The sequence below is a fragment of the Schaalia dentiphila ATCC 17982 genome (assembly GCF_000154225.1).
In the GTDB taxonomy this organism is placed as follows: Bacteria; Actinomycetota; Actinomycetes; order Actinomycetales; family Actinomycetaceae; genus Pauljensenia; species Pauljensenia dentiphila.
This window is the reverse complement of the sequence record NZ_DS264586.1, coordinates 800162-821357: the sequence shown is the minus strand read 5'-3', so window position 1 is coordinate 821357 and position 21196 is coordinate 800162. Positions and strand designations below refer to the sequence as shown.

The window sequence follows — 21196 nt, the reverse complement described above, 5'->3', positions numbered from 1 at the left end:
ACAGCTGATATGGCTACCACGAAACTGATCCTCACCCACGACGTCCCCAACCTCGGCCACGCCGGCGAGGTCGTCGAGGTCAAGGCTGGCTACGCCCGCAACTACCTGGTCCCCCGCGGCTACGCCGCCAAGTGGACCGCCGGCGCGCAGAAGCAGATCGATCAGATCGCCGCTGCTCGTCGCCGCCACGAGATCGCCACGATCGACGACGCTCGCGCCGTGCGCGACGCCCTCCAGGGTGCCGTTGTCGAGATCTCCGGCAAGGTTGGCAACTCCGGCCGCCTGTTCGGCGCCGTCTCCGCTGCTGCGATCGCTGACGCGGTCAAGGAGCAGCTGGGCCAGACCATCGATCGTCGTCGCGTCATCATCGCCTCGCCCATCAAGGCCGTTGGCGACTACACGGTGACCGTCGGCCTGCACCCCGAGGTGTCCGCGAACCTCAAGGTCCGCGTTTCCGCCGCGAAGTGAAGGCTTCACGCATCGGTTGAATGCTGAAGGGGTGGCCCCCGCTCATGCGAGCGGGGGCCACCCCTTTTGCTGCCTGCAAGATCTGACGCTCGGCTACGACACGTCATTGCTTGTCCCCTCTGGGGCGCGGCAACAGAGGGCACATGATGGGAGCACATACGCTCACATCTGGATAGGTTGTGCGCATCCGGATAGGTTATTCGCTTGTGGATAGGTTATTAACCTATCCGGATGTTCATAACCTATCCGGATCGTCGTTTCCTATCCGCGTACGCATACACCCCTGTGAACACACCGCGGGCCCCGAGGATGCTCCTCGGGGCCCGCAACATCGGCGCTAGGACGCGCAGCTAGTTTCTTCGGCCGCCATTGTTGTTGCCGTTGTTATTGCCGCCGTTATTGTTCCCGCCGTTGCCGTTGTTGGGACCGTTGCCGCCGTTGTTATTGCCGCCGTTGCCGTTGTTGGGACCGTTGCCGCCGTTATTGTTCCCGCCGTTGCCGTTATTCCCATTGCCGCCGTTCTCCGAATTCTCGGTGGGCTCGGCGGAGGGCGTCTCGGTGGGGGTAGGCGTCTCGGTGGGCTCGGCAGCGGACTGCGGGGCGTCGGTCGTCGCGCTCGGCGCGGGCGTGGGCGCGTTGTTGTGCACCTTGCGGTTGGACTCGACCTTCCAGGGGAAGTCGTCGCCCGGCAGGTTTGCGGTCGCCGGCTTCATGTAGTCGATCCACACGTCGACCGGCCAGTCGCCGCCGTGGAACTGAGCGAGGCCGCCCACGTCATCCAGGGGCACCGAGTTACCGGCATCGTCGGACTGGTACATCGACACGGCGGTCACCATGCCGGGCACGAAGCCCACGAACTGGGCGGAGAGCTGGTCCGAGGAGGTACCGGTCTTGCCGGCCGTCGTCAGTCGCGCGATCGCGGGATCAACGTTGGCGGCCGTGCCCTCGCCCTTCGTGACAGCCTCGAGGGCCGGCATGATCGAGGAAACTTCCTCGACGTCGAAGACGCGCTTGGGGGCCACGTCGCCGCTGTAGAGCAGCTTGCCGTTCGAGTCCTCGACCTTCTTAACGATGTGGGCGGTGACGCGCTCGCCACCGTTCGCGATCGTCGAGTAGGCGGTCGTCAGGTCGATGTTGTGCGGCGAGGAGGGGCCCAAGACGTTGAGCAGCTCGTCGTTCAGGCCGACCGTGTCCTCGGGAATACCCGCGTCGATGGCGGCCTTGAGCGTATTCTCCGGCTCAACGTCGTCGTTCAGGCCCACGAACACCGTGTTCATAGAGTACGCGGTCGCCTTCACGAGGGTGACGTTACCGAAGGAGTAGCCGCCGTCGTTCGAGACCGGGGTGCCCATGCCTCGGAAATACTGGGGGGACTTACCCGAGTACGTGTCGTAGACCGTGCCACCCAGGCGCGCGTTCGCCAGCAGGGCGAACGGCTTAAAGGCCGAGCCGGCCATCGCGATGTCCTGCGTGACGGCGTTCTGCTGGCGCTTCTCGTAATCCGCGCCCGCGTACTCGGCGAGGATCTCGCCCGTGGCCGGGTCCATGGAGGACAGGGCCACGTGCTGGTGGGTGGGATCCCAGCCCTTGACCTCGTTCATGCCCTCGGCGGCCGCGACCGCCTGCTCCTGGTGCTCCTTGACGATCGTGGAGGTGATGCGCAGACCACCCTGGCTGATCTTGTCCTCATCGAACTGGTTGGACGCGAGGAGCTCCTGCTTGACCTGGGCCATCAGGTAGCCGTTCGTGCCGGTCATCGTCGCGCTATTGAGCGTGTCGGGGTCGATCGTCTCGGGGAACACCGCGGCATCCTTGTCGGCCTGTGTGATCCAGCCGTCCTCAACCATGAGGTTCAGGTCGCGCTCCCAGCGCTCCTTCGCCTTGTCGGGGTTGACGGCGGGGTCCCATGCGGAGGGCGCGGGAATGACGGCCGCAAGGAGCGCCGACTCGGACAGGGTCAGCTGAGAGGCACCGTGGCCGAAGTACGCCTGGGCGGCCGCGTCGATGCCGTACGCGCCACGACCGAAGTAGATCGTGTTCATGTAGGCGCCGATAACCTCGTCCTTGGACTTCTCACGGTTGATCTTGATGGCCAGGACGGCTTCCTTGAGCTTGCCCGTGTAGGACGTGGTCTCGCCGATGTAGTAGCGCTCCACGTACTGCTGGGTCAGCGTCGAGCCACCCTGGCGGGCGCCGCCGCGCAGGTTGTTCACGAGGGCACGGAAGATGCCCTTCAGGTCAACACCCGAGTTCGTGTAGAACGTGCGGTCCTCGGAGGCCACGATCGTCTTCGACACGTAGTCGGGAAGCGTCGTCGTGTCGATGATCTGACGGTTGATGTCACCCAGGGTGCCCATCTCGGTCGTGCCGTCGGCGTAGTAGACCGTGGTCTTCTGCGCGAGCGCCAGGTCATCCGGCGCGGGCACGGTCAGCGTGTTGTAGAGGTACAGGAACACCGCCATGCCCGCGATAAACACGCCCAGGAAGACGGTCAGAATTGAGTAGCCGATGCGCTTGGCCCACCGGTGCTTCTTCTTCGCCGGGCCGTTCTTACCGGCCGACGACGCCTTGGCAGCCTTCCGGGATGCATGCGATCCCGCCGCGGCGCGCGCCGCACGTCGCGAGGGCAGCGAGTCCCGCCCTGACGTACCGGAGCCGCCAGGCTCAATGATGTCGTTCCAGTCAGACTGTCCGTTGTTAGTAGCCACGTATTCGCCCTTTCAGCGGATTGGTGTACCCCTAGATTAACCGGGTTTCCCGAAAGAACCCCAAAGTATGGGCTGCAACACAAAGGGGTGGGTGCCGAGCACCCACCCCCTCGTGCGGCTTCCGCCGCAGTCTCAGATCAGGACCACTGTTCCTCGGGACGACCATCGACCGCCCACAGGGTGTGGAAGACACCCTCCTTGTCTACCCGGTGATAGGTGTGGGAGCCGAAGAAGTCACGCTGGCCCTGGATGAGGGCGGCCGGCAGGCGCTTCGCGCGGATCTGGTCGAAGTAGGCCAGGGACGAGGCGAACACCGGAATCGGAACGCCTGCGAGGGCCGCCTGGGCCACGACGCGACGCAGCGCGGGCGTGCACTCCTGGAAGCGCGTCGCGAACGGCTCAGCGGCCAGCAGCAGCGGCAGGTTGGGGTCGGCCTCGTAGGCGCGGGTGATGTCGTCGAGGAAGGCCGCGCGGATGATGCAGCCCGCGCGCCAGATGCGAGCCAGGGCACCCTTGTCAATGCCCCACTCGTATTCCTTCGCGCCGGCCTCGATCTCGTCGAAGCCCTGCGAGTATGCGACGATTTTGGAGGCGAAGAGCGCCTGGCGCACGTCCTCGATGAACGCGGCCCGGGCCTCGTCCGACTCGATGACGAGGGCGGTGGCGTTGCCCACGAGCGCCTGGCCGGCCGCGCGCTGGGCGGGCTCGGAGGACGCACCGCGCGCGAAGGTCGCCTCGCCGATCGCTGTGACGGGGACGGCCAGGTCGAGGGCGGTCTGGACCGTCCATTTGCCGGTGCCCTTCTGCGAGGCGGCGTCCACGATGAGGTCGACGAGGGGCTTGCCCGTCTCGGCGTCCACCTGGCGCAGGACCTCGACGGTGATCTCCATGAGGTAGGAGTTGAGCTCGCCCTCGTTCCAGGCGGCGAAGATGTCGGCAATCTCGGCCGGGGTCGCGCCCAGGCCCTCACGCAGGAGGGTGTAGGCCTCGGCGATGACCTGCATGTCGGCGTACTCGATGCCGTTGTGCACCATCTTCACGAAGTGGCCGGCGCCGTTCGCGCCGATGTACGTGCAGCAGGGGACGCCGTCGTAGGTGCCGGCGATGGCCTCGAACATCGGGCCGAGGCGGTCGTACGAGGCCGGGGTGCCGCCGGGCATGATGGAGGGACCCCACAGGGCGCCCTCCTCGCCGCCGGAGACGCCCGCGCCCACGAAGTGCAGGCCGCGCTCGGCGGCCCACTTCTCGCGGCGGATCGTGTCGGTGAACAGGGAGTTACCGCAGTCGACGATGATGTCGCCCTCGTCCATGAGATCGGCGAGTTGCTCCATGACGGCGTCCGTCGAGGGGCCGGCCTGGACCATCATGATCGCGACGCGGGGTGCGCGCAGCGATGCGACGAAGTCTTCCAGCGTGGACGCGGGAACGAAGGTCGCTTCGTCGCCGTGCTCCGCCATGAGCTTCTCGGTGCGAGCCGGGGTCCTGTTGAAGACGGCGGTCGCGTAGCCGTTGCGGGCCAGGTTGCGGGCCAGATTTGCGCCCATGACTCCCAGGCCGTACACGCCGATGTCGGCCGACGCCTTCTCGGGGGTGAACGTGCTCATGCGATAACACTCCTAACAAAAAGTTGAATAATTCCCAGGGTACGGCGGCATGACCGGGAGTGCACCATGCGCGGGCGTGACGATTGTCGCCCCGCGCCCCGTCTCACTGTCCCTGGGCCTCGCGGGCGGCCTTCGCGGCGGCCTTGCGAGCCTTCTTTTCCGCGACCTTGGCCTCCCAATGGGCCTGCTGAGCCTGGTACTCCTCGGCGAGGGCGCGCACGTCGTCCGATGCCCACCAGTCGAGAAGCGCCTGACGGGCAGCCTCCTCGCCCAGCGGCCCGCGCTCCATGCGCAGCTCAAGCAGGTAGTCGCGGGCGATCTTCACGGCGCGCGAGGGGCGCAGCCCGAGGATCTCCATGATCTGATCGCCGTCAAGGTCGGGGCGAATCGCGTCCAGCTCCTCCTGCTCGCGCAGGGCGGCGATGCGCGTCTCGAGGTCGTCGTAGGCGGCGGACAGGTAGTTGGCCTTACGGCGGTTGCGGGTCGTGCAGTCCGCGCGCGTCAGGCGGTGGAGGCGCTCGAGGAGGTCGCCCGCGTCGGCCACGTAGCGGCGCACCGCGGAGTCGGACCAGGCGGCCTCGCCGTAGCCGTGGAAGCGCAGGTGCAGCGCGACCAGGTTGGAGACGGCCTCGATCGTCGCCTTGTCGAAGTGCAGGGCCTTCATGCGCTTGCGCGTCATCTTCGCACCCACGATCTCATGGTGGTGGAAGGACACGGTGCCGTTCGGCTCGAAGCGGCGGGTCGCCGGCTTGCCGACGTCGTGCATGAGGGCGGCGAAACGCAGGATGAAATCGGGTGCGGGCACGGCACCATCCGGGCCGGTCTCCAGGTCCATCGCCTGCTCGACGACGGTGAGGGTGTGCTCGTAGACGTCCTTGTGGCGCTTATGCTCGTCCACCGTGGAGACGAGGCCGGCAACCTCGGGCAGCACGATGTCGGCGACACCCGTGTGCACCATCAGCTCGATGCCGCGGCGCGGGTAGGGCGAAATGATGAGGCGCTCGAGCTCGGCGCGGATGCGCTCAGCGGAGACAATCTCCAGGCGCGAGGCCATGGTCTCCATCGCGTTCATGACGTCCATGTCGACGTCGAGGCCCAGCTGCGCGGAGAAACGCGCGGCGCGCATGATGCGCAGCGGGTCGTCGTCGAAGGACTGCTCGGCGGACACGGGGGTACGCAGGTTGCCGTCCGCGAGGTCGGCGAGGCCGCCGCACGGGTCGACGAGGGCCATCTGCGGCAGGCGCATCGCCATCGCGTTGACCGTGAAGTCGCGGCGCGTCAGGTCACCTTCGAGCGTGTCGCCGAAGGTCACCTCGGGCTTGCGCGAGCCAATCTCGTACTCGTCGGTACGGTAGGTCGTCACCTCGACGACCAGGTCGCCGCGGCGCCCGCCGATCGTGCCAAACTCCTTGCCGATGTCCCAGGTCGCGTTGCCCCACTGCGCCAGGAGCTCCTCGGTGCGCTCGGGGCGCGCGGAGGTCGTCATGTCGAAGTCGTGCGGAGTCACTCCCAGGAACGCGTCGCGCACGGGCCCGCCGACGAGCGCGAGCTCCTCCCCGGCCTCGTCAAAAATCGTGCCGAGTTCCATAATCGCGGGCGGGAGCGCGGCGAAGGTCCTCGTGGCGTTCGCCATGAGGGTAGGAATGTCCGTTGTTCCGGCGTTTTGCGCGGTCACGGGGCCGTTATTCGGGGAAGCTGACTGGGTACTCATCGCCCTTAAGCATGCCAGGAAAGCACCCTGGCCGACTACCGGGGGCCGCGTACCGGCTACAGTGGAGTCATGCCTGCACGTCCAGTTGACCGCCGAGGCGGGGTGCCCCGACCCCCGCGTCGGTCCGCTTCTGTGCGCGCTGGCCGCTCTCACCTGCCGATTTCCGCGGAAACCAGCGCGGGTGGCATCGTCGTGGACGTGCGTGACGGAATTCCCTATGCGGCGTTGATCGCGCGACGCAATCGAGCGGGTCGCATCGAGTGGTGCCTGCCCAAGGGCCACCTCGAGGGTTCCGAGACTCCCCAGCAGGCCGCGCTGCGCGAGGTCGCCGAGGAAACTGGCATCCACGGGCGCATCATCCGCCACCTCGCATCGATCGACTACTGGTTCTCCGGCAACGACCGCCGCGTTCACAAGGTCGTCCACCACTACCTGATGGGGTATGAGTCGGGCACGATCTCCGTCGATGGGGATCCGGATCACGAGGCTGAGGAGGCCGCGTGGGTGCCGCTGCGCGACGTGTCGCGCCAGCTGGCCTACCCCAACGAGCGCCGCATCGTGCGCATCGCCCTGGACCTGCTGTATCGGGATGGCCGTGACTAGGCGCGCGCTGACGGCTGGCGTCCTGTGCGCGGCGATGGCTCTTCCCTTCGGCCTCGGTCTAAGCGAGGCCGGGGCCGCCCCGCTGCCCACCGCGACCTCGCAGTCGGACGAGTCGCGCCCCACCGTCATGGGCACAGTCTCAGAAGATTCTGGGCTTTCCGTTTCCATTAACTCGCTGTCGCCTCGAATCATCACAGATGAAAACGAACTCGTTATCACAGGAACGGTCCGTAACGATTCACCGACGACGCTCGCGAATATCTCCCTCGAGGTGTTCGTCGCCAACGAGACCCCGATCTCAGTCCCCGCGCTGACGACCGCCCTCTCCGACGACGAGCCGGACGCCACCCACGCGGCCTCCTCATCACTCACGGACGTCGCCCGAGGAGCCACGACTTCCTTCGAGATCCGCATTCCCACGTCCTCACTGCCCCTCACCGACGCCGAGGAGTGGGGCCCGCGCGTCACAACCGTGACTGCGACCTCCGGCGAATACTCGGGCAAGGACCGATCGATCATCGTGTGGGACTCGGGCGCGCAGGTCTCCGCCTCGCGCGTGAGCACCGTGATCCCCTGGACCTCGACGAGCACCACCCAGGACCAGGGTGAACGCTCGGCGGTCCTCAGCCTCGCCTCCGCCAGCGGCGTCACCCTGGCCGTCGACCCGCTGCTGATCCCGCGCGGCCCGCAGCCCACGGCCACACCGACCCCCTCGGCTTCCCCTTCGACTTCCCCCTCGGCCGACGCTGGCCAATCCGGATCTGACCCTGCCCAGTCCGGCCAGTCCGACGCGGAATCGGGTCAGTCCGACGCCCCCACGGCCTCGCCGAGCGCGTCCCCCACCCCGACGCCCGCCCCCACGGCCACGGACCCGGCGCAGCGCGCGCGTGACCTCCAGTCCGAGGCCTTCGTCGCGGCGCTCCTGTCGAACGCGACCGAGATCATCGCCCTACCCGAGGGAGACGCCGACCTCGGTGCCCTGTCGCTGTCGGGCAACACCGGCTTCTGGGACCGCGCCTCGCGCTCGATGGCCGACTTCCCCGACACGCTGCGCAAGGCCGGGTGGGTCGCACCCGCCAACTCTCCGGCCAGCCCGAGCCCCTCGGCCTCGGCCACCCCCTCCCCTTCCGGGACACCCGAGGCCACGCCCACGCCGAGCGCATCCACGAGTACCGCCGGCCAGTCCGCCACGACGACCTTCTCGCCCGACTCCGGGCCCTCGATCCTGCGTAACGTCGCCTGGCCTGCGGACACGACCTTCGGCACGTCGTTCCTGTCCGGATTCTCCTCCTCGAACCAGATCACAATCGCCCCGGTGGGCGCCCTGACCCCTGCCGAGGACGTTCCCTTCACCTCCTACGCGCGCGTCAACGTCAACCCTGCCACCGGCGAGACCTCAACGGATGGGACGGGCGCGCACACCCTCGCCCAGCAGAGCGACATCGCGGCGCTCCTGTCGTGGAACGCGTCCGGCGGCGACGAACTCGACGCCGAACAGGCCCTCACCGCAATCACCGCGATCATCACCCGCGAGCGCCCCGCCTCTTCGCGCACCATTTTCGCTGCGGCCCAGCGCGGAACCGTCATCAACGAGCGGCTCACCAGTCGCACGAAGGCGCTGTTCTCACCCCGCTGGGTGAGCGCCATGTCCTTCAGCGAGATGGCCGCCAGTGAACCCACCGACGTCGACCGCCAGACCGTCGGGGCCGGTGTCCTCGCTACCGACACGGAGACCGCGATCTCGGCCATGGCCTCGTCCCTGACCATGCTCACACCACTTGCGAATGCGACGGACGACGCCGACGCGGTGTATGCCTCGGTCACCCCCCAGATTCTCCCGGCCCTGTCCGCGCAGCTCACCCCCTCCGAGCAGCTCGACGCGGCGACTGCCGTCACCTCGCAGGTCACGACGATGCTCTCCGCCGTGACCGTCGAGCCCTCCTCGGCCATCAACCTCATTAACAAGTCCGCAAACTTCCCCGTTCTCGTACGCAATAACCTGCCCTGGCCGGTGCGCGTCGACGTGACCCTCGTGCCCGACGACCCGCGTCTGCGCGCCATCCCCGCCCAATCCCAGACGCTCGCCGCGCAGGGCGCAACGACGGTCGAGGTACCCGTGGGTGCAATCGGCAGTGGCGACATCAAGGTCACGTACAAGGTCACCACGCCCAACGGCGTTGTCCTCGACGACTCCCAGACCGTGACCGTGCGCATGCGCGCCGGGTGGGAGGATGCGATCACGGCCGTCATCGCCTCGCTCTTCGGCCTGCTCTTCCTGGCCGGCATCACGCGTTCGCTACGCAAGAGGGCGGCACGCAAGGCGCAGGCTGCATCCGGCGACGCCGACACGACAGACATCACCACTGAAACCGAGACAGCAACGACGAAGGAGACCCCATGAGCTCGAACACGCCTCGCCGATCGATCCTGATGGCATCGGCGCTCATGGCGTCGGGCACCATGGTGTCGCGCATCCTCGGCTTCGTGCGCAACGCGATGCTTATCGCCGCGGTCGGCGCGACGGCCGGCGGTGTCGGCGCCGCCTTCCAGACCGCGAACACGCTGCCCAACACGGTCTTCAACCTGCTGGCCTCCGGCATCTTCGACGCCGTCCTAGTCCCGCAGATCGTCGGCGCCATCAAGCGCCGCCACGACGGTGACACCTACGTCAACCGCCTGCTGACCCTCGCGGGAACCCTGCTCTTCCTCGTCACCTTCGCGACGATGGTGCTCGCCCCCGTCCTGGTGATGATCACAGCGGCCGGCTACACCGAGGACATTCGCAACCTCGCGATTCTCTTTGCCCTCCTGTGTCTGCCGCAGCTCTTCTTCTACGGCCTGTATAACCTGCTCGGCGAGCTACTCAACGCGCGCGAGATCTTCGGGCCATACATGTGGGCGCCTGTCGTCAACAACGTCGTAGGCATCGCGGGCCTCGGCGCTTTCCTCGCCATCTGGGGCGGCGCACCGGACGGCGGCATTCCCGCGGGCGATCTGACGGGCGCACAGTTCTGGGTCCTCGCCGGATCCGCGACCCTCGGCGTCATCTGCCAGGCCCTGTGCCTGCTGTGGCCGATGCGCCGGGCGGGAGTCTCCTTCAAGCCGGACTTCCACTTCCGCGGAACCTCTTTCGGGTCAATGCCGCGCGTGGCCGGATGGACGTTCGCAACCCTGAGCGTGTCCCAGGTCGGCGTCCTGTCCACGAACAACCTCGCTGCCATGGCCGACGGTTTCATCGGCCGCAACGGCACTCAGGGCGGCGTCGTCGGCATCCTCGCCTACTCGACGGCGTTCATGATCTTCATGGTTCCCCAGTCGCTCATCACGGTGTCGCTGACGACCGCGATCTTCACCCGCATGGCCGGTGCCGTTGCTGACGGCGACGACCGCGCGGTGGCCGACAACTACCACCTGGGCGTGCGCACTATTACGTCGCTGACCCTCGTCGCCGCAGCCATGCTGATAGCCGGTTCCGTCCCCATGATGGAGATCGCGATGGCGGCCAAGGGCGGGGATCCCGAGGCCGTGACCGGCTACGCCCTCGTCCTCGCCTCGCTCATGCCCGGCGTCGCCTCGACCGGCATGGTCCTCATGAGCCAGCGCGTCTTCTTCGCCTACGAGGACGTCAAGCCCGTCTTCCTCATGGGCATTGGTCCCACGATCCTCCAGGTGATTGTCGGCTGGTCGATGTACGCCCTGACCGGCGCCCGCTGGTGGGTCGTCGCGGCCGCACTCGGCGAGACCATGTGCCGCCTGACCCAGGGCATTATCGCGGTCGTGTGGGTCTCGCGCGAGAACCGCTACGTCGACCGCGCGGGCCTGCTGCGCTCTTACGCGTCCTACCTGGCCGCGGCGATCGTCGCTAGCATCGTGGGCTTCGGCCTCCTGTGGCTCATGGGCATCCACACCGAGATTTCGTCGACGCTGGGCCGCATGGCACTGGCCGGCGTGAAGCTCTCGCTCGTGTCCGCGATGACCGGACTCGTGTACCTCCTGGTCCTGCGCTTCGCTGCGCCCGGCGAATCCGCCGTCATGATGCGCCCGCTGCTCACCCGCCTGCGCGTTCCGGGTGCTGTGGTGAACATCCTGGCAGCGTCCTCCACGCCCACCCCCGCACCAGCTGAGATAATGACGGGACACACACCCGACGAGACGGAGGAACCGATGGCTCCCACGCCCGAACGCAGCGGCGACGACGAGAAGCTGCCGTCGTTTGACGAGGTGCTCTCCACCTCGCCGATCCCCGCGCCCCCCGAGCCTCCCACGGCCCCCGCAGCCGATGAGGCTAAGGAACTGGCCGACAATGCGGCCGAGGAGCTCGTCGACATGCCACCGGCCCCCGCGCCCGCCGAGGTCCCGACCCTCGGCCCCGCGACGCAGGCACCCGTCGAAAACCCGCTGGTCGCCGAGGCCGTGGCCGCGCCCATCGTCGACGACATCGCCGAGGCCACGGAGGCCGCGCAGGCACAGGCAATTCCCGAGTCCCTCGCGGAGTACGGCATCGAGCCCGTGACGGATGAGGTGGACGCCGCGCAGGTCGAGGCCCCCGCGTTCCCCCTCGCTCCCCCGCCGCCGGCCCCCGCCGCCAGCGGATACGAGCGCGACGCTGAGGTCAATCCCGAGGACTACCCCCATCCCGCTCCCCTGATGGACGGCCCCTCGACGCATCAGATTCCGCGCGTGCAGGCATCCGAGGCGGTGCCCGCTCCCCCGGTCGAAGATGCCACCGAGGTCATGGACCCCGTCCCCCCGATACCTGCCGCTCCCGTGCAGGACGCCCCGGCCTCGTCGAACGAGGAGGGCTCCTCCAAGCGCTCCGGCACGCTCGTCGACCCGACGAAGCCCGCGCTGATCTTCGGTGTCGTCCTGGTGCTCTTTGGCGCGATCTGGGGTCCGTGGATGGCCACCCGACCGGTCACCGACCTGGATCTGACCCAGTCCCTGCGCGCCGGCGTCTCCCATCAGCAGTCCAACGAGGAGCCCAGCCCCGCGCTCACCACGACGCCCCCGCCGGCTCCGACCACAACCCCCGTGATCTCCTCCGTGCAGGTCCTATCGTGGAACAATGACGACGGCGACCACCCGGACCGTGCGATCAACATGATCGACTCAAACCCGGCGACATCCTGGTCCTCGCGCTGGTTCGACAACAACCAGTTCCGCGACGAGACTTCCGTGACGATCGTCGTGAAGCTCCAGCAGAAGGCCACCGTGTCCTCGGTGACGCTCACCATGGATCCGGCGACGTCCGGCGGTGAGGTCGTCGTGCGTAACGTCACGGACCCGGCGAACCCGCGCGGTGGAACAGAGCTGGCCATGTCGGCGTTGTCTCCGTCGACGACGATTCAGCTGCCCGCGGCCGTCGACACCGACTCGATCGCGCTGCAGTTCCGCTCCATGCCCAAGGGCCAGGACGGACGCAACTGGGCGTGGATCTCCGAACTTACAGTTCAGTAACCCTGAAGGAGGGTACGCATGTCTTTCATGACGATTCCTGGCCTGGTGACGGCCGAATCCACCGATACCACCGCTGAGACCGCCGAGGTGCAGATCCCGTCGGCCGAGGTGCCCGAGGGCGCCACCGTCCACGACGTCGTCATCGTCGGCTCGGGTCCGGCCGGCTACACGGCTGCGGTCTACACGGCCCGCGCCGGCCTCGCCCCCATCGTGCTGGCCGGTCAGCTGGCCGCGGGTGGCGCGCTGATGAACACGACCGAGGTCGAGAACTTCCCCGGTTTCCCGGAGGGCATTCAGGGCCCCGAGCTCATGGACAACATGCGCGAGCAGGCCGAGAAGTTCGGCGCGGACGTTCGCTACGAGGACGTCGTCGCCGTCAACCTCGAGGGCAACGTGAAGGCCGTGGCGACCGAGGACGAGGTCTTCTACGCGCGCGCCGTTATCCTGGCGACCGGCTCGGAGTACCGTCACATGAACGTGCCCGGCGAGGACGAGTTCTCCGGCCGCGGCGTTTCCTACTGCGCGACCTGCGACGGCTTCTTCTTCAAGGATCGTCGCCTGGCCGTCATTGGTGGCGGCGACTCCGCGATGGAGGAGGCCACCTTCCTGACGAACTTCGCGTCCGAGGTCGTTGTCGTGCACCGCCGCGACGCCCTGCGCGCCTCGCGCGTCATGGCCGAGCGCGCCCTGAACAACCCTAAGATCTCCTTCGAGTGGAACGCGACCGTCGACGAGGTCCTGGGCGACGATGCCGTGACCGGCCTGCGCCTGGTCTCCACGGTGGATGGCTCCACGCGCGAGATCGCCGTGGACGGCGTGTTCGTCGCGATCGGTCACCTTCCCCGCACGGGCTTCCTGCGCGGCCAGGTCGCCCTCGACGAGGCCGGCTACATCACGGTCGACGAACCGTCGACGCGCACGTCCGTCGCGGGCGTCTTCGCCTGCGGTGACGCCGTGGACCACACGTACCGCCAGGCCATCACGGCGGCCGGCTCCGGCTGCCGTGCGGCCCTGGATGCGGAGCGCTGGCTGGCCTCCCTGGGCGACCAGGCGTGACCTCTTCCCCCGCTGCTCCCGGCGCTGCGAGCGCTGGCGTGCCCCGGCCTCGTACCTGCCCGTGCGGGTCGGGGGCGTTGCTGGCGCAGTGCTGCGGGCGCTACATGGACGGCGAGGTGGCTCCGACCGTCGAGGCGCTCATGCGTTCGCGCTACACGGCGTTTGCGCTGCGCGACGAGGACTACCTGTTCCGCACGTGGCACCCGCGCACGCGCCCCGCTCCCCCGTACTGGGTGGAGGGGACGCAGTGGACGGGTCTGCAGATCCTGGAGGCCGAGGCCGGGGGTCCTTCCGACGAGGAGGGCACGGTGACGTTTGTGGCCTCGTGGCGGGACACATCGACTGGCGAATCCGGGCAGATGCGGGAGCATTCGCGCTTCTCACGCCGGGCCGGGCGCTGGATGTACGAGTACGGCGCCAACGACTGACACTACGGTAGGATTTCACTATGATTGCTCGTCGTCTTCTGACTCCCCCCGTGATCATCGGGTTTCTCCTCGTCGCGGCTGTCGCCGTCGCGGGCGGATTCATTACGAGTCCCCTATCGATCGACACCACGGTGTGGTCTGACTTCGTCGCGTCGCGCACGCCGGCGATGAACTCGTTTATGACGGGCGCCTCGTGGCTGTTCGACCCCAAGCGCGCGGTCGTCGTGGCGCTGGCCGTGGCGGTCGCCGTGTGGTGGTTCATCAAGAAGGTCATGAACGCCCTGTACATCCTGTGTTCCGTGGTGTTCTCGGCCGCAAACAGCTTCATCATCAAGCACGTGTACGAGCGTCCTCGCCCCGAGGAGGCGCTGCGCCTGATCACCGAGGACGGCTACTCGTTCCCGTCGGGTCACGCGACGGCCGTGACCGCGCTGTTCGTGTCGCTGGTCCTGGTGCTGACGACCACGCGCGTCGGTCGCCGTCTGCGCTACCTACTATGGGCCGCGGCGCTGACGTTCATCGTGTTTATCTGCGTGACGCGCCTGTACCTGGGCGTCCACTGGGTGACCGACGTGATTGGCGGCTTCAGCGTGGGTCTGGGCTCGTCGATGATCTTGGCGCCGTTCATGATTGGACCTAACGCCCTGAAGTTGTTCCGCTAGTTATCGGAACTCAATTGTTGCAGGGAGCGCCCGGGGCCATGGCCCCGGGCGCTTGTGCGTGCGCTGTGTATGGCCGTGCGGGGCTTCCAGTGGTGCGCGAAGGTTTGCGTGTGTAACAGGTTCATCCTCTGCCTGTGATGCCTCCTTCAGGTACCCGCGGCACCCGTCGCACGCGGTCGCGCCGAGGCTTACACACTGGGGCAAGACCGTGCATGTGCCGCCCAACACGAGGCCTTCGTACTCACACCCGCGATAAAGCTCGCCCAACGTGAGGCTGTTTGCGGCATTTCCGCGAGAAAACTCGCCCAGCACGGCATAGAACGGCATTGTTGAGCAATTTTTCGTACGCTAGGCGAACTTTTTCGCGCTCACACCCACGTCAGGCTCGCGTGTGGCAATCTCGCGGGCGGCCGTGCCCTCCGGCGCCCGAAACACCAGCGGCGCCACAAGGAAGAACCTCAAGCCCACCCGGGAACGCCGTGGGGGCGGGTACGCCAAAGGGGCGGGTACCGAAGTACCCGCCCCTTGTCGGCTCACTCAGCCATTGCCTCGTCGATGCTCAGGCCGACTGATCCTCAGTCCTGGCGACGGCGACGCATCCACAGGAACATGCCGCCAACGACGGCCGCTCCCAGGCCCGCTCCGCCGATCAGGCCGTCGAAGCCGGTGCGGGCGAGGCCCTGCTTCGGCTTGGTGACCGGGACGTCGGGTGCGACGTAACCGAAGTTCACGCCGGTGACCTTCTGGTTGTCGAAGCCGATCGTGATCTCACCGGACATGGAGTCGGCGATGCCGTCCGGGTCCTCGATCTGGTCCAGGCCGGCGAGGTCGCCGTCCGGGTGGACCTTGACGCGGTAGGTGCCCGCGGGCAGCTTGGAGAAGGAGTACTTGCCCTCCTTGTCGGTCGTCGTGGTGGCCACGACGTTGCCGTCCTTGTCGAGCAGGTCGACCGTCACGCCAGAGAAAGCCTCTTCACCGTCGGTGTAGGAGCCGGACTTGTCGGAGTCGCGGTAGACGCGACCGGCGATCGAGTAGTCCGGAACGTAGCCGAAGTCGACGTCACCCTTGGTGGGGTTCTTCTCGTTGAGGGTGATCGGCTCGGATGCGTTGTCCAGCTTGTTGTCGGGGTCGCCGGTCTGATCGGTGTCGGTGAGGGCACCGTCCTTGACGACCTTGACGGAGTAGGTGCCGTCGGGCAGGTGCTCGAAGGAGTACTTTCCGTCCTTGTCGGTCGTCGTGGTGGCGGTGACCTTGCCGTCCTTGTCGAGGAGCTGGACCGTCACGCCGGAGTAGCGTCCTTCGGTGTCGCCCTTCTTTCCATCGCGGTCACCGTCGCGGTAGATGGTGCCGTTGATGGAGTTGTTGGCGATGTAGCCGAAGTTGACGTCCGTTTCGGTTCGGTGGTCGTTGCTCAGCGAGATGATGCCGGAGGTGGAGTCCTTGGTGGAGTCCGGATCCTCCATCTGGTCGAGGTCGGTGAGGGCACCGTCCTTGATGACCTTGACGGTGTAGTCGCCGGCGGGCAGCTTCTCGAAGGAGTATGCGCCGTTCTCGTCCGTCGTGGTGGTCGCGACGACCTTGCCGTCCTTGTCGCGCAGTTCGACGGCCTGGTTGGCGTAGCCCTTCTCGGTTGCGCCGTGCGTCTCGTCGCGGTCACCGTCGCGGTAGACGAGGCCGTGGATCGAGTAGTCGGGGACGTATCCAAAGTCGATGTTGTCCTTGGTGTGGTTGTCCTCGCCCAGGGTCACGAGTTCGGAGGCATTGTCCTTGGTGCCGTCCGGGTCCTCGGTCTGGTCGGTGTCGGCGAGCTCGCCGTCCTTGACGACCTTGACGGAGTAGGTGCCGTCGGGCAGCTTGGAGAAGGAGTACTTGCCGTTGGCGTCGGTCTTGGTGGTCGCGATGACCTGGCCGTCCTTATCGAGAAGCTGGACCGTCTGCTCGGGGTAGCCGGCCTCTCCCCCGTTGAGGGAGTTGGAGCGGTTGTCGTCGCGGTAGACCGTGCCGGAGATCGAGTTGTTCGAGATGTACCCGAAGTTGACGTTCTCCCTGATCGGGTCGTTCAGCTCGAGGGTGATGTCACCGGAGGTGTTGTCCTTGGTGGCGTCGGGGTCCTCGGTCTGGACGAGGTCGGCGATGGGGCCTTCCTTGTGGACGCGGACCTTGTAGGTGCCTTCCTCAAGGTTGGTGAACGCGTAGGCGCCCTTGGCGTCGGTGGTCGTGGTGGCCACGACGTTACCGTCCGCGTCGAGGAGATCGACGGTCACACCCTGGTAGAGCTTCTCGCCGTCCTCGAGGGACTCGGAGCGGTCAGCGTCACGGTAGACGGTTCCCTTGATCGTGTAGTTCGTGGCGTAACCGAAGTTCACGTTCTTCACGGAAGGATTGTCGTGGCCCACCTGGATGACGCCGGAGGTGTGATCCTTGGTGCCGTCCGGATCCTCGGTCTGCTCAAGCTTCTTGAGGAGGTCGGAGGGCTCCGCCTTGACGGTGTACTTGCCGGCGGGCAGCTTGGAGAAGGAGTACGTGCCGTCTGCCTTCGTCGTGGTCGTCGCGACGACCGCACCGTCCTCGCCGAGCAGGGTCACGGTGATGCCGTCGAAGCCGGGCTCAGAGTTGTTGAGGGTCTCGGAGCGGTCCTTGTCGTAGTAGACGGTGCCGGAGACGGTGTAGTCCTCGGCGTAGCCGAAGTTGACGTTGGTGACGTCCGGGTCGGTGCGCGTGAAGGTGATGGCCTGCGAGCGCGAGTCCGCCTGACCGGAGGGGTCCTCGGTCTGCTCCTTGTCCACCAGCGGGCCGGTCTTGTCCACCTGGACGGTGTAGGTGCCGTCGTTAAGGTCGGTGAAGGAGTAGTTGCCGTCCACGTCGGTCTTGGTGGTACCCACGACGTTGCCGTCCTTATCGAGCAGCTTCACGGTGATGCCGGACAGGTCGATATCGGCCGTGTTCTTCGTCTTATCGCGGTTCTGGTCGAGGTAGACGTTGCCGGAGATCGCGTGCTTTTTGATGTAGCCGAAGTTGACGTTCTCGCGGACCGGGTTGTCGGCATTGAGCGTGATCACGCCGGAGGCGTTGTCCTTCGTGCCGTCCGGATCCTCGGTCTGGGTCAGCTCGGCGATGTCGCCGGCCTTGGTGACCTTGACCGTGTAGGTTCCGGCGTCGAGGCCGGTGAAGGAGTAGTTGCCGTCCGCGTCGGTCTTGGTGGTGGCGACGACGTTACCGTCGGCACCGACCAGCTCGATCGTGATGTCCTTGAAGGGGTCCTCACCGTTGTCGGACGAGGAGGACTCGTTCGCGTCGTAGTACACCTTGCCGGAGAGGCGGTGCTTGACGGTGATGGACGCCGAGGAGGAGTTGTTGCCGGGCACGAGGTCGTACTCGGGCGGGTTCACGAAGGCAGCCGTGTTGTTCAGGATCTTGCCGTCGGTGTCGGCGTTCAGCGTGACCGTCACGAAGAGCGAGGCGTATTCGCCGGCGAGCATGTCGCCGATCGTCCACGTGGTGCCGTCGAAGGTGCCGGCCTCGTCGGTGCCCTTGCATTCCTGCGGTAGGCCGGTCGTGTAGCCGGAGGCGCACTTGTGCGTCTCGGCGGACACGAAGGTGGTGCCTGCGGGGAAGTCTTCCTTGACCTTGAGGTCGGGGGCCTTGCTCTGGCCGATGTTGCCGGCGTCGATGCGGTAGGTGACCTGGTCTCCGGGCTTCAGGTTGGAAGCGTCGGAGACGACGGTCTTGTTGAGGGCGACGTCGAGCCCGAGGGTCATGGCGACCTTGATCGGCTCGGCGGGCAGGATGGCGCGGTTGTTCGAGGCCTGGGTGGCCGCGATCGCGACGGACTCGTAGGCGATGCCGGTCGCGTTATCGGGGGCCCTGATGGGCGCGATGATCGGGATCGATGCGCCGGCCTTGATCGGGGTGGCCTTGCCGTTGATGTAGATGCGGTAGGACTTCACGTCGGCCCACGAGACCGGGGTAGTGGTCCAGTTGTTGTCGCATCCTGCGGGGCCGGCTGCCATCGCGTCACCCTGCTTCATGACTTCGCCGCGGCAGGGGTTGTAGGAGGTGGAGTACTCGATGGTGACCTGCGAGGGGTCGATGCCCGATCCTGCGCCGACCTGAAGGGGGCCGGTGAGGATGGGTGCCCACTCGGAGCCACGAGGATCAGAACCCTGGATCGAGGTGTCGCCAACGTGGGGCAGGATGCCGTAGACGGTCATGTCGGACAGGTCCGCGTTACCGGAGTTGGTGGGGGTGATGCGGTACTTGCCGTCTTCACCCTGGCGGATCATGGACACGCCGTCGACGTACTTCTTGTAGGTCGAGCCTTCCACGGAGCCAAGGCCCTCAAGGACGACGTCGGCACCGGCCTGCTCGGAGACCGTGAAGGTCGAGGAGACGGGGCAGACCTGGTCAGCGGTGGAGCCATCACTGTTGACATCGTAGGTGTCATCGGTAGAGCCGTAGAAGCAGATCGTGGTCGACTTGGAGGTCAGAGCGTACTCGGGCTCGGCCGCGGAGATGTAGGCCTCGTTCCTGTGCGTGCCGGCGCTCATCGAGGGGCCGACCTTGCCCCGCAGCTGGATGGTGGTGCCACCCTTGGTCTGGTAGCCGGGCCAGGTGACCTGGACGAGCTGGCGGGTGCAGCCGGTGGCGTCGGTGACATCGCGGACCGTGACGGTCTTTTCCTTACCTGCGGGACCACCGGTGACGGAGTCCTCGACGAAGGTCATGCCGCAGGGCAGCAGGTCGGAGATGACGGGCTGGGAGTCAACGACGGTCGATGTGTTATTCGCGGTGACGCTAAAGGTGACCTCGGAGCCGGTGGACGCCAGGTTGCCCTTGATGGTGGACTTGACGTTGTAGTACTTGGGCAGCGCGGTGCCCAGGGTGAGGATGTCGCAGTAGTCGTCGGCGGGGATCTGGATGGATCGGGAGCCGTCAAGGGACTTCATGGACCAGTCGGTGACACAGTTCTGGACGCGCACATACTGGTCGGACTTGCCGGCCTTCCATGCGGCGGAGTTGGTGTCGGCCTCGACGTAGGTCGTGCCGTCCTCGGTCGTGGGGGTCCCTGCGCCGACGGGGCCGGCAACGTTGAGGATGGAGGACTCACCGGCGGGGATCGTCTGCTTGTAGTGGAAGACGGTCAGGTACTCGTCGGCGGCGAAGGAGGAGAAGTCAAATGCCTTGCCGTGGTAGACGGTCTGAGTGCCGGTATTGCCCTTGTTGGTCCAGTAGGTGATCTCGATGGGCGTCGTGGTCTGGGTGTCGATCGTCTTGACGCTCATGAGGGGCTTGTCGCAGTCCTTGGAGCCGTCGGTCGGGGACACGAGGCCACAGGTCAGGTAGTCGGTGTACTCCATGACGACCGGGACGTTGGAGTTGTTGGAGTAGCTGTACAGCCAGTTGCCCTGCTTGCCGCGCTCGAACTGGCTCATGGCGCGCTTGTTGAAGCCGCCGCCGTAGCGGATCTCGCTGTCGAAGCGGTGCGTGAAGGAAGCATCGGCGGTGACAACGTTGGTCTCGTTGTTCATCTCCTTGCCGGTGAGCTTCGCGGTGTTGGTGACGGTGTCATCCGTGCAGGTGTCGTCGTAGTGGACGGTGACGGACAGGACGAGGTTCATGAACGCGGGGTTGACGTCGCCGACGTTCCAGGTGACGGTGTGGGTCGCGGCGTCGTAGGAGCTCTCGACGGTCGCGGCCGTGATCGTCTTGGTGTTACCCGAGGCCGAGGAGGACACGTACGTCGCGCACTTGGGCAGCGGGTCGGTGATGACGACATCGGTCATGTTGGACTTGCCGTTGAGGCCGTCCACGTTGGTGTCGTACTTCGGCGTGATCTGGTAGGTCACGTCGACGTTCTTGGGGCTGGCAACCGGGCCGGTCTTGCTCAGGAGGGGCGTCGGCTCGGACTTGATCGTGACGGTCGCCTGGGAGGTTTCCTTGCTCTCGCCCGAGGTGAAGGTCGCGACCGGGGTGACGGTGGAGCCGCCGGGGGTCACGCCGCGCAGGGCGGTGAAGGTCAGGACCGTCTGGAACGAGGAGCCGGCGGCGACTGTTCCGAGGTTGTAGGTGACGAGGCCGTCAGCGTTGGCGGTCGGAGCCTTGATCGTGGGGGTGACGACCTTCTTGCCGGCGGTGGCCGTGGCGTTGACGCCGTAGGGCGCCGAGTCGGGGTTCGGGTCACCCGCGGGGGTCACCGTGTGGGGCAGCGTGATGGTGACGACCGAGTCAACGCAGTCCTCCGTGGTGGAGGCACAGGCGAACTCGACGACGTAGCGCTGCTCAACACCGGATAGGTACGAGGTCTCGTCGGGTGTGATAGCGAGTTTGAGCCTCGGAGCCGCCGCATATGTGGGCAGCGTCGTGACGCCAAGCATGACGAGGGCGGTCGTGACCAGCATGGCAAGCAGCTGGGCGGGCTTGGAAGCCTTCGACCACATGTGATTGGTGTGCACAGCCTACTCCTGAATGTGCGAAAAGCGTGCATTTCAAACCGATTCTA

General features: G+C 66.5%; 11 protein-coding genes. 7 read left to right on the top strand and 4 right to left on the bottom strand.

Annotated features, from left to right (window positions below; all coding sequences use genetic code 11):
* Positions 1-9 precede the first annotated feature (9 nt).
* Positions 10-468: a 50S ribosomal protein L9 gene (gene rplI, locus ACTODO_RS03410; protein ID WP_003791433.1), complete on the top strand. Its 459-nt coding sequence runs from the start codon at positions 10-12 to the stop codon at positions 466-468.
* A 350-nt stretch (positions 469-818) separates the two neighbouring features.
* Here rplI and ACTODO_RS03405 read toward each other — a convergent pair whose 3' ends face one another.
* From ACTODO_RS03405 to ACTODO_RS03395, 3 genes are all read right to left on the bottom strand, one after another.
* Positions 819-3176, bottom strand: coding sequence for a transglycosylase domain-containing protein (locus ACTODO_RS03405; protein ID WP_003791431.1), 2358 nt, complete (start codon positions 3174-3176; stop codon positions 819-821).
* 137 nt (positions 3177-3313) lie between these two features.
* A complete protein-coding gene (gene gndA / locus ACTODO_RS03400) occupies positions 3314-4780 on the bottom strand; it encodes an NADP-dependent phosphogluconate dehydrogenase (RefSeq protein ID WP_003791428.1) in 1467 nt (488 codons plus the stop codon).
* Between the two features lie 103 nt (positions 4781-4883).
* Positions 4884-6413 (bottom strand): CCA tRNA nucleotidyltransferase, encoded by a 1530-nt coding sequence (locus ACTODO_RS03395; RefSeq protein WP_003791427.1) that lies wholly within the window; start codon positions 6411-6413, stop codon positions 4884-4886.
* A 210-nt stretch (positions 6414-6623) separates the two neighbouring features.
* Between ACTODO_RS03395 and ACTODO_RS03390 the strand changes: the two genes are divergently transcribed.
* Genes ACTODO_RS03390 through ACTODO_RS03365 form a run of 6 tightly spaced genes read left to right on the top strand, consistent with a single transcriptional unit; the run spans position 6624 to position 14697 of the window.
* Complete coding sequence (locus tag ACTODO_RS03390) at positions 6624-7094, top strand: NUDIX hydrolase (protein WP_003791425.1); 471 nt, start codon at positions 6624-6626, stop codon at positions 7092-7094.
* Entirely contained in the window at positions 7081-9495 is a 2415-nt protein-coding gene (locus ACTODO_RS03385) for a DUF6049 family protein (protein ID WP_003791422.1), read from the top strand. The genes ACTODO_RS03390 and ACTODO_RS03385 overlap by 14 nt, the downstream gene beginning before the upstream one ends.
* Entirely contained in the window at positions 9492-12551 is a 3060-nt protein-coding gene (murJ, locus tag ACTODO_RS03380; protein ID WP_003791420.1) for a murein biosynthesis integral membrane protein MurJ, read from the top strand. The genes ACTODO_RS03385 and murJ overlap by 4 nt, the downstream gene beginning before the upstream one ends.
* 18 nt (positions 12552-12569) lie before the next feature.
* The gene (trxB, locus tag ACTODO_RS03375) at positions 12570-13607 is read left to right on the top strand and encodes a thioredoxin-disulfide reductase (RefSeq protein ID WP_003791419.1); all 1038 of its coding nucleotides are present in this window, start codon (positions 12570-12572) and stop codon (positions 13605-13607) included.
* A complete protein-coding gene (locus ACTODO_RS03370) occupies positions 13604-14035 on the top strand; it encodes a YchJ family protein (RefSeq protein ID WP_034511947.1) in 432 nt (143 codons plus the stop codon). The genes trxB and ACTODO_RS03370 overlap by 4 nt, the downstream gene beginning before the upstream one ends.
* Positions 14036-14055: 20 nt before the next feature.
* Positions 14056-14697, top strand: coding sequence for a phosphatase PAP2 family protein (locus tag ACTODO_RS03365; protein WP_003791416.1), 642 nt, complete (start codon positions 14056-14058; stop codon positions 14695-14697).
* 575 nt (positions 14698-15272) lie between these two features.
* On the opposite strand, the gene ACTODO_RS03360 is transcribed toward ACTODO_RS03365, so the two are convergent.
* Positions 15273-21134, bottom strand: coding sequence for an SdrD B-like domain-containing protein (locus tag ACTODO_RS03360; RefSeq protein ID WP_003791411.1), 5862 nt, complete (start codon positions 21132-21134; stop codon positions 15273-15275).
* Positions 21135-21196: the final 62 nt, after the last annotated feature.

Bases quoted from the DNA above. Each gene is read 5' to 3' on its own strand.
- rplI (WP_003791433.1), top strand. From the start codon at position 10: ATGGCTACCACGAAACTGATCCTCACCCACGACGTCCCCAACCTCGGC.
- gndA (WP_003791428.1), bottom strand. From the start codon at position 4,780: ATGAGCACGTTCACCCCCGAGAAGGCGTCGGCCGACATCGGCGTGTAC.
- ACTODO_RS03395 (WP_003791427.1), bottom strand. From the start codon at position 6,413: ATGGCGAACGCCACGAGGACCTTCGCCGCGCTCCCGCCCGCGATTATG.
- ACTODO_RS03385 (WP_003791422.1), top strand. From the start codon at position 7,081: ATGGCCGTGACTAGGCGCGCGCTGACGGCTGGCGTCCTGTGCGCGGCG.
- murJ (WP_003791420.1), top strand. From the start codon at position 9,492: ATGAGCTCGAACACGCCTCGCCGATCGATCCTGATGGCATCGGCGCTC.
- trxB (WP_003791419.1), top strand. From the start codon at position 12,570: ATGTCTTTCATGACGATTCCTGGCCTGGTGACGGCCGAATCCACCGAT.
- ACTODO_RS03365 (WP_003791416.1), top strand. From the start codon at position 14,056: ATGATTGCTCGTCGTCTTCTGACTCCCCCCGTGATCATCGGGTTTCTC.
- ACTODO_RS03360 (WP_003791411.1), bottom strand. From the start codon at position 21,134: ATGTGGTCGAAGGCTTCCAAGCCCGCCCAGCTGCTTGCCATGCTGGTC.